The sequence below is a fragment of the Pantoea sp. X-Soil-YNGN-844 genome, assembly GCF_059730595.1.
Genome location: NZ_AP036007.1, coordinates 1,399,024 through 1,412,255, shown reverse-complemented (window position 1 = coordinate 1,412,255; position 13,232 = coordinate 1,399,024). Strand labels below are relative to the sequence as shown.

At 54.5% G+C, this 13,232-nt stretch carries 11 protein-coding genes; 6 read left to right on the top strand and 5 right to left on the bottom strand.

What is annotated here, in order from left to right; genetic code table 11:
- Positions 1 to 81: 81 nt before the first annotated feature.
- Complete coding sequence (locus AC6I8C_RS06400) at positions 82 to 1,191, top strand: YcbX family protein (RefSeq protein WP_497821931.1); 1,110 nt, start codon at positions 82 to 84, stop codon at positions 1,189 to 1,191.
- Here AC6I8C_RS06400 and AC6I8C_RS06395 read toward each other — a convergent pair whose 3' ends face one another.
- From AC6I8C_RS06395 to AC6I8C_RS06380, 4 genes are all read right to left on the bottom strand, one after another.
- Positions 1,192 to 1,731 (bottom strand): cell division protein ZapC, encoded by a 540-nt coding sequence (locus AC6I8C_RS06395; RefSeq protein ID WP_013357345.1) that lies wholly within the window; start codon positions 1,729 to 1,731, stop codon positions 1,192 to 1,194.
- Between the two features lie 153 nt (positions 1,732 to 1,884).
- The gene (pyrD, locus tag AC6I8C_RS06390) at positions 1,885 to 2,895 is read right to left on the bottom strand and encodes a quinone-dependent dihydroorotate dehydrogenase (RefSeq protein ID WP_370426245.1); all 1,011 of its coding nucleotides are present in this window, start codon (positions 2,893 to 2,895) and stop codon (positions 1,885 to 1,887) included.
- A gap of 134 nt (positions 2,896 to 3,029) precedes the next feature.
- Positions 3,030 to 4,331, bottom strand: coding sequence for a flippase (locus tag AC6I8C_RS06385; protein WP_013357342.1), 1,302 nt, complete (start codon positions 4,329 to 4,331; stop codon positions 3,030 to 3,032).
- Between the two features lie 101 nt (positions 4,332 to 4,432).
- Complete coding sequence (locus tag AC6I8C_RS06380) at positions 4,433 to 5,413, bottom strand: glycosyltransferase family 2 protein (protein ID WP_497821930.1); 981 nt, start codon at positions 5,411 to 5,413, stop codon at positions 4,433 to 4,435.
- A 750-nt stretch (positions 5,414 to 6,163) separates the two neighbouring features.
- Between AC6I8C_RS06380 and ssuE the strand changes: the two genes are divergently transcribed.
- From ssuE to ssuB, 5 genes are read left to right on the top strand one after another with little or no spacing between them, the layout of a single operon-like run.
- Complete coding sequence (gene ssuE, locus AC6I8C_RS06375; protein WP_497823313.1) at positions 6,164 to 6,715, top strand: NADPH-dependent FMN reductase; 552 nt, start codon at positions 6,164 to 6,166, stop codon at positions 6,713 to 6,715.
- Positions 6,716 to 6,726: 11 nt separating this feature from the next.
- Positions 6,727 to 7,680 (top strand): sulfonate ABC transporter substrate-binding protein, encoded by a 954-nt coding sequence (locus AC6I8C_RS06370; protein WP_497821929.1) that lies wholly within the window; start codon positions 6,727 to 6,729, stop codon positions 7,678 to 7,680.
- A gap of 9 nt (positions 7,681 to 7,689) precedes the next feature.
- A complete protein-coding gene (gene ssuD, locus AC6I8C_RS06365) occupies positions 7,690 to 8,838 on the top strand; it encodes an FMNH2-dependent alkanesulfonate monooxygenase (RefSeq protein ID WP_497821928.1) in 1,149 nt (382 codons plus the stop codon).
- A gap of 10 nt (positions 8,839 to 8,848) precedes the next feature.
- Complete coding sequence (gene ssuC / locus AC6I8C_RS06360) at positions 8,849 to 9,640, top strand: aliphatic sulfonate ABC transporter permease SsuC (protein WP_497823312.1); 792 nt, start codon at positions 8,849 to 8,851, stop codon at positions 9,638 to 9,640.
- Entirely contained in the window at positions 9,637 to 10,425 is a 789-nt protein-coding gene (gene ssuB / locus AC6I8C_RS06355) for an aliphatic sulfonates ABC transporter ATP-binding protein (protein ID WP_013357336.1), read from the top strand. Before ssuC ends, ssuB begins: the two co-directional genes overlap by 4 nt.
- 35 nt (positions 10,426 to 10,460) lie before the next feature.
- Here the strand turns inward: ssuB and pepN are convergent, their stop codons facing one another.
- Complete coding sequence (gene pepN, locus AC6I8C_RS06350) at positions 10,461 to 13,076, bottom strand: aminopeptidase N (RefSeq protein WP_497821927.1); 2,616 nt, start codon at positions 13,074 to 13,076, stop codon at positions 10,461 to 10,463.
- Positions 13,077 to 13,232 lie beyond the last annotated feature (156 nt).

Sequence of the window (13,232 nt, the reverse complement as noted above, 5' to 3'; positions counted from 1 at the left end):
GTCGCGCATTATAGCGAATCGGAGACCTATGTCATAAAGTTAGCTTCTTTTGTGTCGCGCGTCGGGTTCAAGGAGAACACCATGATCACGCTTTCCCGCTTATTTATTCATCCTGTGAAGTCAATGCGGGGATTAGCGTTGTCACATGCGCTGGTCACTGACAGCGGACTGGCATTTGATCGGCTGTTTATGGTGACCGCACCCGATGGCACCTTTATTACTGCACGTCAGCACCCGGAGATGGTGCGCTTTACGCCCGCGATCCTGCAGGATGGCCTGCTGCTGGCCGCGCCGGATGGCAGCCAGTCCCTGATCCGCTTCAGCGATTTTAGTGAGCAGGATCATCCCACCGAAGTCTGGGGCAACCACTTTACTGCGCGCATTGCGCCTGAAGCAGTTAATCAGTGGCTGAGCCAGTTCTTCCCGCGCGAGGTTCAACTACGCTGGGTCGGGCCGCAACCGACTCGCCGGGTCAAAAAGTTTGATCATATTCCGCTGAGCTTTGCCGATGGCTTTCCGTTTTTGCTGATCAACAACGCGTCGCTGCACGATCTGCAACAGCGCTGCCCGGCCAGCATCCGTGCCGAACAGTTTCGCCCGAACCTGATCGTCAGCGGCGCGACCGCCTGGGATGAGGATTGCTGGGCAGAGATTCAGATTGGCGACGTCATCTTTGAGGCTCCCAAGCCATGCAGTCGCTGTGTGCTAACCACGGTCAGCACCGAGACCGGACTTAAGCATCCCACTGGTCATCCCCTGGCGACGCTGCAGACGTTCCGCACTGCTCAGGATGGCAGTGGAGACATCGATTTCGGTCTGAACTTAGTGGCGCGTAACAGTGGCGTGGTGCGTGCGGGTGATGAAATGATCGTCCTGAAACGTCATGCGCCGCGCAGCTATGGTGCCGGCGAAGTGGTCGAAACGCTGAAACCACAGCAGCAGGCGCCGGATGCCGTGACCATCACATTTCAGGGCAAGACCTTTACCGGGGATAATCAGCAGATATTACTGGATCAGCTGGAGATGCAGGGCTTTCGCATTCCTTACTCCTGTCGGGCAGGTCTGTGTGGTAGCTGCAAGCTGAGTCTGGTAGCCGGTGAAGTAAAAGCGCTTAAACAGAGTGCCCTGCGTCAGGACGGCACCCTCTTAAGCTGCAGCTGTATTCCGGCAGGTGATATAGAAGTGAAGTAATCAGACCGCGCGGGCGTAGTGCGCGACATCCTGGTACCAGGGCTGCAGGCGGTCGTTCATCACCTTAATGGCATCGCCGAGCACCATATTTTTACCGGCCAGGGTTAGACCTGGCTGCGCCAGCAGGCAAAGCGCCGCATTATTACCACTCTCAACCACCAGCAGACGTGCCAGCGTCCCCTCTTCGGCCAGCGTAACCTGTACCATTTCACCGGGGCGGGGCTGCATTGCCGGGGCATGCGAGGTGAAATGCCAGCTTTTCGGCATCAGGGGTTTGAGGAAGCGCGCGGCGACCAGCGCATTCAGCACCAATTCAGCACGATGGCTGCCACTGAGTTTGCACTGACGACAGGTCTCTTCAAAGGTGTAATACAGAGCGGCATCATCAACACAGAAACCCGATTCAGTGAACGCGTCCGGCGTGAGCATTTTGCGGGAAAAGCGGGAACGGAAAAGCATCCCGTCAGCCAGGTCGAGCATCATTCGGTCGTGGCTGCTATCAAAATACCAGCGCCAGTTATCATCGGGTTTAATTTTCATCGTGTGCCCTGTATTTACCACTGCGCCAAAAATCGCGCAGAATTCAGCGAAAAAAGAAACATAAGGAAAAGCTGAAAAAGCGTGCAACAGGACAAAATATAAACGAGCCGAGGGGATAAATAAACCCCCCGGCCAATGATTGTGAGAATTGTCTTAGAGATGCGTGACGATATCTTTAATTAATCCTGGCCCCTGATAAATAAAGCCTGAATAAATCTGAACCAGCGTTGCACCTGCGGCGATTTTTTCACGCGCGGCGGTCAGAGAATCGATGCCGCCAACGCCGATAATGGGAAGACGCCCCTGCAGCTCCTGAGAGAGGCGCTGGATCACCGCCGTACTGCGCGACTGCACTGGCCGTCCACTTAATCCACCCGCTTCTTCAGCATGCTTAAGACCGCTTACCAACGAACGATCGAGCGTAGTATTACTGGCAATGACGCCATCAATCTGATGACGAATCAAACTGTCCGCGACCTGAATTAACTCCTCTTCAGAGAGATCGGGCGCAATTTTTACGGCCAGCGGAACATATTTCAGATGACGCTTTTCCAGCTCTTTTTGTTTCTGTTTGATAGAGGAGAGCAAATCATCCAGCGCTTCACCATATTGCAGTGAACGCAAACCTGGCGTGTTGGGCGAGGAAATATTGATGGCGATATAACCGGCATGGGCATAGACCTTTTCCATGCAAATCAGATAATCTTCTTTGCCCTGCTCAACCGGCGTATCTTTATTTTTACCGATATTGATCCCGAGCACGCCGTTAAAACGCGCTTTTTTTACATTCTCAACCAGGTGGTCAACACCGAGATTATTAAATCCCATCCGGTTGATAATGCCGCCCGCTTCCACCAGACGAAACATCCGCGGCTTGTCATTACCTGCCTGGGCGCGCGGCGTGACGGTGCCGACTTCAACAAAACCAAAGCCCATCGCCGCAAACGCATCAATGCACTCTGCGTTCTTATCCAGACCCGCAGCCAGGCCCAGGGCATTCTTAAAGGTCAGTCCCATGCAGCTAACCGGACGCGACGGCAGATTCTGGCGATAAAACAGCTCCAGCGGCGTGCCGTTCATAAAACGCAGTTGCTGAAAGGTGAGTTCGTGCGCGCGTTCGGGGTCGAGTTTAAACAGCGCCGGTCGGACGATAGGATAAAACATGCACTCTCCTGAAGGACGGAAGCAATCGTGAAAGTCGGTGCACGGGAAAATGTGCGCCAGAATGGTAAAGTGCTCTGGCGCAAAAGTAAATCGAACGGCGGGGATGCAGAAAACTATATGAAAATGCTTTGATCTTAAACGGCGGAATCGTTTACGGGCTGGTTTTTCACCTCGGAAGGAAACAGATACTCCCGCAGGATGCCGTGACGCTGCATGATGCCAAAGATACCGAGACAGACAAACGCTTCAGCTCCCACCATCGACCATGCGGCACCGATTGCGCCAAACTTCCATGCCAGGAAACAGCATAGCGGCACGTTAATCACACCTGCAGCCATCATCACCCACATACGCTGGCGGGCCAGACCGTGCGGGATCAGAATCTGTAATCCAGCCGGATAGGCAATGTTGCCAAACAGGAAGCAGAGCACAAAGACGCGCAGCACATCCGCCGACGGAATAAAGTCTTTACCCAGTAAAATAGAGACCACCAGGTCAGCAAAGAACCAGGTAAAGATGACAATCGACAGACTCAGGGAAAACGACAGCAGCAGGCTTTTGCGCGTCGCCGCAATGGCGGCACGTTTATCCCGACCAAACAGGTGGCTGACGCGCGGGAAGAAAGCGCTGCCGATCTGCTCGGGTACTGAGTTAGCCGCTTTACGCAGACGATCCGCACCGTTGTAGATCCCGACCATATAGGTAGAGGTAAAGGAGGCCAGGATCACCACGTTAACGCTGTTAAATAGATTGGCACCCGCGATAGCAATAAACACATCCATGCTGTCGGTGATGCGCTGTTTGATTTCGCGCGGTTCAAAGCGGTAACGGCCAATGACCTTCATCTCCAGCACAAACTTCAGCGTAATCGCTGCGCTGATGATGGAGACAGTGCCAGGAATCAGCGCCGCCAGCCAGGTATCCTGCGGGGATTTCACCAGCAAAAAGGTCAGCGGAATCGCACAGAAGTTACCGAAGGTGGCGATCATCGCCGTTTTACCCAGCTTCTCAAAGCCCTGCATCAGCCAGCCGAATGAAAACAGCGAGCCTATCAGCGTGGTGCAGTTCGCCAGGATGATAAAAAACAGTGGATGCCAGGCGGGATTAAACCAGGTCGCCGTCAGTAGCGTGCCACTGGTTACCACCAGCAGCATCAGCTTGGCGTTAAAGGTTGACCAGAAGAGCTGACTGACGCGTTCTTTGTCATCACGATGGTGAGCAATGTCTTTGGTGGTAAAGACGTTGAATCCCCAGTCAGAGATGGTGCTGCAATAGAGCACGCAGGCGATGGCCAGCGCCAGCGTACCCATCTGCTCTACACCCAGAACGCGGGCAAGATAGGGCAGCGTAGCCAGCGGAAACAAAAACGATGCGCCGCGGTAGGCCAGCAGCGAGAAAATATTAATAACCAGACTTTTATCGAGTACTTTTGCCATGACGCAACAACCTTATACACATTGCATGTCTCACCTTCTCATTTCGCTAAGGCATAAACAATATCGCTTCACATTTTTCAGAATCAGGCTGCTTTTCAGAATCAGGCGGCACCCCTGAGCTCTTTTTTAACCTTGTAATGCTGCAATGCAATAAACAGCTCCGGTCGGTTGAACAATAGCCACTCTTTAATATTTTCTGTTTTAACGTTACGTCCCATAAAGCGGATAGCGTTAATGACATATTCCGGCACAGGCGTCCCGTTATAAAGTGATAAATAGATCATCAGGCGAAAAGATTGCAGTAAATAAGCTTTCTCCAGCGCGCTACGCCAGTCTGATTTAGGCAATGAACTGACTAACGTGTTGTAAGCGTGCATAAAGGCATCATAGCGCTGATAGAAAAACTCATTTCCTTTGGTACTGTTAGTGAGTGAACCGCTGCGGATTCGCTGTTTATAATAGACCTGGCGACTGACCCAGGCATGCTGACACTTCATAAAGACAGAAAGCGTAAAATTGTGGTCTTCATGAACACGGCGTACAAAGCGTAATTTGTGCTGTTCAATCACGCTTTTTCGCAGTACATAATTCCAGACGGCAGAGGTATAGCGCCCATTACGTAACAGGCGCAAAAAGACTTCCTGCGGTTTTTGCTGGCCAAAGTGATCATGTCTGACTTTGGGTGAGGTCACATCGATGTGGCCATCTTCATAGACGCAGGAGTTAAAGCAGAAGAGATCGGTTTCAGGATGCTTTTCCGCCACCATGGCCAGCTCAGTAACCAGCCCATCCACCACCACATCATCCGGGTCACAGAAGAAGAGAAACTGACCCTGAGCCAGTGCGATGCCGGTATCCCGCGCATTACCGAGGCCGCCATTTTCAATGGTAATCACTTTGACCTGAGAAAGATGCGCATAATTCTGTTCAACTAAGGCTAATGTTCCGTCGGTGGATCCATCATTCACAATGATTATTTCATTGGGCGCTTTAACCTGACGTAATAATGAATCGACGCACTCTACAATATATTTCTCTACATTGTAGGTTGGAATAATAACTGATAACAGGATGTCAGACATAGGCAATTCTCTGCTGTTAGAAAATGACAATACGATTCACCTGCCAGATGCAGGGACTGACCAGAGGTGAAACGTCGAAAAGAGTAATACGCTACTATTATGATGGCTTTGATTTAGCCTGATTATCTTAAACCGGTTATGCGAAAAAAGACCAGTTGTAAAAATTATCTTAACGTTTCACCTGATTATCACTGTTAAAAAAAGTGCATCTATAGCCCGCTGTAATGTTAAAACCGTTGAGGAACGATTTAAATTACCCCCACCAGGCAGGCGTAACCAGAATCAGGAATATGTAAGCGAACATCTGAAACCGTGAATAACTTCAGCATTCCTTCATTTTTATTACAGTTTACGCTCTGCAATTAATCCTAATATCATGCCGGAACACCCTCGAAACAGGCTGATGTCAGGCTGCTTTCTCTTCCGGTTTCGGGCTGCCGCTGCGCTTGAACATGGTTTCAGCCACAAGCAGAATGGTTAAGCAATCAGAAGAAAGATAATTTTTTCCGCCACGCGTCCTGTTTTAACCCGCTTGCATCACTGCTCTTAATGAATGGTTTCGCTGCTCGCCTTTATTTTAAGAATTATCGGAAGCGATGTTTTCATTATCTGCCACCGGTACGTCTATTTGCAGTTTTTACCCTTGCTTTGCCGGATAAATCATTTAAGCCCACTCCCCTGCTCTGACAGTATGAAGGCATAAGTTCTCAACTTTTGATAATCAATAACTTTTAGTTATAAGGAGTGATGATGCGAGTTATTACGCTGGCAGGTAGCCCACGATTTCCCTCCCGCTCAACCTCATTACTGACGCTGTGTCAGCACAAGCTGGAGGCACGTGGTATTGAAGTCATTCCCTGGAATATTCACAACTTTCAGCCTGACGATCTGATTAATGCGCGCTTTGATGCGCCCGCGCTGCTGGCCCTGCGTGACGATCTGGCCTCGGCTGATGGCCTGATTGTGGCGACACCGATTTATAAAGCGTCGTTTTCGGGCGCGCTGAAGACTCTGCTCGACCTGCTGCCTGAGCGCGCACTGGAGCACAAAGTTGTGTTGCCACTCGCCAGCGGCGGCAGTGTCGGCCATATGCTGGCGCTGGACTACGCGCTGAAGCCGGTTCTCAGCGCTTTAAAAGCACAGGAAATTCTGCATGGGGTCTACGCCGAAGACAGCCAGGTCACGCATTACGATCGCCAGCCTGTACTGGAAGATTCACTGGCAGAGCGTCTTGATGAAGCCGTCTCCGCATTCTGGCTGGCGCTGACCCGTCATCACCATCCCGTTGCGCAGGCAGTATAAGGAAGCGATCGATGAAGCAGAGATTAGGAAAGTGGCTGGTGGCAGGACTGTTACTGGCTGGCCTTCAGGTACAGGCCGCAGAATCGGATCCGACTGAGATTCGCATCGGTTATCAGAAAGGCTCAGTCAGCATGGTGCTGGCAAAGTCGCATCAGTTACTGGAGAAGCGTTTTCCCCATACGCATATTAAGTGGGTCGAGTTCCCGGCTGGCCCGCAAATGCTGGAAGCGCTGAACATCAACAGCATTGACCTCGGCAGTACCGGTGATCTTCCGCCGCTGTTTGCCCAGGCCGCAGGCGCCGACCTGCTTTATGTCGGTTCGGAGCCGCCAAAACCGAAATCAGAAGTGATTCTGGTGCCGAAAAACAGTGCCCTGAAACAGATTGCCGATCTGAAAGGCAAAAAAGTCGCTTTCCAGAAAGGTTCCAGCTCACACAATTTACTGCTGCGCGCCTTACAGCAGGCGGGCCTTACATTTAAAGACATCACACCCGTCTATCTGACGCCAGCCGATGCGCGCGCCGCCTTCCAGCAGGGTGACGTGGATGCCTGGGCAATCTGGGATCCCTACTACTCTTCGGTACTGCTGCAGGGTAATTCGCGCCTGCTGATTGATGGCAGCTCACTGAACCTGACCGGGTCCTTCTATCTGGCGACGCGCAGCTATGCCGAAGCCCACGGCGCGTTTATCCAGCAGGTGCTCGACACCTTCAGCAGTGCCGACGCGCTGACTATCAGCCAGCCTCAGCAGAGCACCACGCTTCTGGCGCAGGCAATGGGCCTGCCTGAACCGGTTATTGCCAGCTATCTCAGTCATCGCCCACCCACCCGGATTTCGCCGGTCAGTGCTGAAACCGCAGCCGCACAGCAGCGTACTGCTGACCTGTTTTATGCCAATCATCTGTTGCCAGTCAAAGTGACGATCCAGGATCGCATCTGGCAACCGCATACCGTAACGCAGTAAGGAGCAATAATGAGCGTATCCATTTTCTGGTTCCTGCCGACGCATGGCGACGGCCACTATCTTGGTACCGCGGAAGGCGCGCGCCCGGTTGATCACGCCTATTTACAACAGGTGGCGCAGGCTGCTGACCGTCTCGGCTTTGGCGGGGTCCTGATCCCGACCGGCCGCTCATGCGAAGATGCCTGGCTGGTTGCCGCCTCGCTGATTCCGGTGACGCAGCGCCTGCGTTTCCTGGTCGCACTGCGGCCCGGCGTCATTTCACCGACTCAGGCCGCGCGTCAGGCTGCCACCCTGGATCGCCTCTCCAACGGCCGTGCCCTGTTCAATCTGGTAACCGGCGGCGATCCGGAAGAGCTGGCGGGTGACGGCGTTTTCCTGGATCACCGTGAGCGATACGCAGAATCCGCTGAGTTCACCCGCGTCTGGCGTCGCGTGCTGGAAGGTGAAACCGTCGATTACGAAGGTAAGCACGTAAAGGTTCGCGGCGCACGTCTGATGTTTAAACCGGTACAGCAGCCTCGCCCACCACTCTGGTTTGGTGGCTCTTCTGAACCGGCTCAGGAACTGGCGGCCGAACAGGTCGATGTTTACCTTACCTGGGGCGAACCCCCTGCTCAGGTTCGGGAAAAGATTGAACTGGTGCGCGCGAAAGCGGCCGCGCAAGGACGTACGGTGCGGTTTGGTATCCGTCTGCATGTGATTGTGCGCGAAACAAATGAAGAAGCCTGGCAGGCCGCTGACCGGCTGATTGCCAATGTGGATGACGCGACTATCGCGAAAGCACAGGCCGCGTTCCAGCGGGCCGATTCAGTGGGTCAGCGCCGGATGGCCGCGCTGCACGGTGGTCGCCGCGACAAACTCGAAATCAGCCCGAATCTGTGGGCAGGAGTGGGTCTGGTACGCAGTGGAGCCGGAACCGCGCTGGTCGGCGATGGCCCGACCGTGGCCGCACGCATCAAAGAGTATGAAGCGCTGGGCATCGAGACCTTTATTCTGTCGGGTTATCCGCATCTGGAAGAGGCTTATCGTGTTGGCGAACTGCTGTTCCCGCATCTTGATCTGCAGGTGCCACTGGTGCCTCAGCCGCGCGTGGTTCAGGCGCATGGTGAAGCGGTAGCCAACGATTTTACCCCTGAGAAAAAAGTCGCCCGGGGCTGAGGAGAGCATGATGGCCAGAACCCGAAAACGCCTTGCTGATACGCTGGTGCCGTGGCTATTGCCGACGCTGCTTGTTGTGGTGTGGCAGATTGCTTCGCAAACCGGCTGGTTATCGAACCGTATTCTGCCCGCGCCGGAGAAAATTGTGACCACCTTCTGGCAGCTGACTGCCAGTGGTGAACTCTGGCAGCATCTGGCGATAAGCAGCTGGCGGGCGCTGATCGGCTTCAGCATTGGCGGTTCTATCGGCCTGATACTTGGGCTGATCACCGGCACCTCAAAAACCGGTGAACGCCTGCTGGATACGTCGGTGCAGATGCTGCGCAATGTGCCACATCTGGCGCTGATCCCGCTGGTGATCCTCTGGTTCGGAATCGACGAGTCCGCCAAAATCTTTCTGGTGGCGCTGGGCACGCTGTTCCCAATCTATCTGAATACCTATCACGGCATCCGCAATATCGATCGCGGGCTGGTTGAGATGGCGCGCAGCTATGGCCTCTCTGGCTGGAGCCTGTTTATCCAGGTGATCCTGCCCGGCGCACTGCCAAATATTATGGTCGGCGTGCGTTTTGCGCTCGGTCTGATGTGGCTGACGCTGATTGTTGCTGAAACCATCTCCGCCAACGCGGGCATCGGCTATCTGGCAATGAACGCGCGTGAATTCCTGCAGACCGATGTGGTGGTGGTCGCCATCATTCTCTATGCCCTGCTCGGCAAACTGGCGGATGTCACCGCGTTGTTACTGGAACGCGTCTGGCTGCGCTGGCACCCCGCTTACCAACTGAAGGAGGAGAACGCATGAGCCAGACTCTCTCACCAGCCCGCCTTAACACCGGCACGCCGGTTGGCGTTAACGGCGTCAGCAAACAGTATGGCAGTCGTACCATTCTCAATAAGATCGACCTGCATATTCCTTCGGGTCAGTTTGTGGCGGTAGTGGGTCGCAGCGGCTGCGGCAAAAGCACTCTGTTGCGCCTGCTGGCCGGACTGGAACAAAGCTCCAGCGGTGAACTGCTGGCAGGTAATGCGCCGCTGCAGTCAGCGCGCGACGATACCCGCCTGATGTTTCAGGATGCGCGACTGCTGCCGTGGAAAAAAGTCATTGATAACGTCGGGCTGGGCCTGCGCGGACGCGAATGGCGCAGCGCGGCAATGGATGCCCTGACGGCGGTGGGACTGGCCGATCGCGCCAATGAGTGGCCAGCCGCACTTTCTGGTGGGCAGAAACAGCGTGTGGCGCTGGCCAGAGCGCTGATTCATCGGCCCGGCTTACTGCTGCTGGATGAACCACTGGGGGCGCTGGATGCCCTGACCCGCATCGAAATGCAGGGATTGATCGAGTCACTGTGGCAGCAACATCACTTTACCGTTCTGCTGGTCACGCATGATGTCAGTGAAGCGGTGGTGATGGCGGATCGCGTGTTGTTGATTGAAGAGGGTGAGATCGGTCTGGATCTGCTGGTAGATCTGCCGCGACCACGGCGTCGTGGGTCTGCGCGGCTGGCCGAGCTGGAAGCGGAGGTGCTGGATCGGGTGATGCAGCGTACGGAACGACCACAGCCGGTACGTTACGCGCAGCAGCGCTGAAAAAGGGAGCGTCTCAGACGCTCCCTTTTTTAGTATCAGGCGTTCAGTGCCCGGGTAATTTTTTCGTAGAGGTCGCCAGAGAGTTTATCCAGCTCCAGCAGCTGCTCCAGCGCCTGACGCATCATCGCCTGACGGCCTTCGTCATAACGTTTCAGACGAATCAGCGGCTCCACCATTCGTGCCGCAACCTGCGGATTGCGCGTGTTCAGATCGATGAGCATCTCCACCAGGAACTTGTAGCCGCTGCCATCTTTAGCATGGAACGCGGCCGGGTTAGCCGAGGCAAAGGCACCCACCAGCGAGCGAACGCGGTTTGGATTGCTCATAGTGAAAGAGCGATGATTCAGCAGTTGACGCACGTTGCGCATCACATTGGCAGCCGGACTGGTTGCCTGAAGCACAAACCATTTGTCCATCACCAGACCGTCCTGATGCCAGCGCTCATCATAAGCCGCCAGCAGCGCATCGCGGCACGGTAACTGAGCCGCCACAGCAGCGGACAGCGCCGCGAGTGCATCGGTCATGTTGGTTGCCTGGTGATACTGCGTCTGCACCAGTTTGTCCGCCAGCTGTGCATCACTGAAGGCAAGATAGGTCAGGCAGATATTTTTCAGGCTGCGCTGACCAATCGCGTCATGCTCCACACGGTATTCAGGCTGCTGATTGGCGTTGTAGATCGCAAAGAACTCATCGGCCAGTTCGCGTGCCAGTGTGCGTTGCAGGGCGTCACGCACCAGCGCAATCGCCTGCGGATCGATAGTGTCAAACAGCTCGGCAATCTCATTTTCCGACGGCAGCGTCAGGATCAGCGCGGTCAGGGCCGGGTCACAGTCGGTATCAAGCAGCACTGCGCGGAAAGCATCGGCAACATGCAGCGGCAGCGACAGATGCTGACCCTGCTGATAGCGGGCAACGTTCAGACGGATGTAGGTCGCCAGCAGGCTCTGAGCCGCATCCCAGCGGGAGAAGTCGTTGCGTGCATGACGCATCAGGAAGGTGAGCTGAGCATCACTCCATTTGTAGTCGAGCTTCACCGGCGCAGAGAATTCACGCAGCAGCGACGGCACCGGCTGGAAGTAGACATTATCGAAAATAAAGGTCTGGAACTCTTCGGTGACATTCAGCACATGATGCACCGGATGGCCGTTATTCTGCAGCGGGATCACCTTCCCTTCACCGTCATACAGCTCAATATCCAGCGGGATATGCAGCGGCAGCTTCTCTTTCTGATCGGCAGTCGCTGGCGTATGCTGCGTGACGTGCAGCGTATACTGCTCAAGTTCCGGATTGTAATCGTCGCGCACCGTCAGTACCGGCGTACCGGACTGGCTGTACCAGCGGCGGAACTGCGACAAATCGACATTTGAGGCATCTTCCATCGCCTGAACAAAGTCATCACAGGTGGCGGCGCTGCCGTCGTGACGGTCAAAATAGAGCTTCATGCCCTTCTGGAAATTCTCTTCACCCAGCAGGGTATGCATCATGCGGATCACTTCTGACCCTTTTTCATACACCGTCAGGGTGTAGAAATTGTTCATCTCGATAACCTGATCCGGACGGATCGGATGTGCCATCGGGCTGGCATCTTCGGCGAACTGCGCGCCGCGCACGATACGCACGTTATCGATGCGGTTCACCGCACGTGAACCCAGATCGGAGCTGAACTCCTGATCGCGGAACACCGTCAGTCCCTCTTTCAGGCTGAGCTGGAACCAGTCGCGGCAGGTCACGCGGTTACCGGTCCAGTTGTGGAAATATTCGTGGCCGATAACGGCTTCAATACCGAGATAATCTTTGTCGGTCGCCGTTTCCGCTTTCGCCAGCACATATTTAGCATTGAAGACGTTAAGACCTTTGTTCTCCATGGCACCCATGTTGAAGAAGTCCACGGCTACGATCATAAAGATGTCGAGGTCATACTCCAGACCGAAACGCTCTTCATCCCACTTCATGCTGTTTTTCAGCGAGGTCATCGCCCAGTCGGCGCGGTCGAGGTTACCGCGATCGACGAAGATCTCCAGCGCCACATCACGGCCTGAACGGGTGGTAAAGCTGTCGCGCAGCACGTCGAAATCGCCCGCCACCAGCGCAAACAGGTAACAAGGTTTCGGGAACGGATCTTCCCACTTCACCCAGCTGCGACCCTGCGCGTCCCGGCCACTGTCAATCCGATTACCGTTGGAGAGCAGGAATGGATAGCGCTCACCGTCGGCATAAATGGTGGTTGTAAAGCGCGCCAGCACGTCGGGGCGATCGAGATACCAGGTAATATGACGGAAGCCTTCAGCCTCACATTGGGTACAGAGCGCCTCGCCCGATTTGTACAGCCCTTCCAGCGCGGTGTTCTGATCCGGATGAATCACATTGATGATTTTAAGGGTGAAGCTTTCCGGCAGCTGGCTGATGACCAGTGCGCCCTCTTCTTCACGGAAGGCCGTCCAGGCTTGCCCGTCGACCTCCAGCGCTATCAGCGTTAACGCTTCGCCGTCGAGTCGCAGCTCAGACTGGCTGTCGCCCACGCGTTTAACCTGGCTGATGGCCGTTACACGGGTCGTCGACGCATCCAGTTCAAAAGTTAAATCGATATCGGTGATGGTGTAATCGGGCGCACGGTAGTCGTGGCGATACTTGATTTGGGGCTGTTGCGTCATATTGCGTCTCGCGTTGTTATAAGTTTACCGGCAAAGTCTAAGCTTGTTACTACAAGCTTGCCACGCACAATGCACCTAAAGGTTGAAATGGCTACACTTTGTTAACAAAGGCACAGATTGGCCTCGACCCGCCCGACTGAAATATGCTGTGATTGG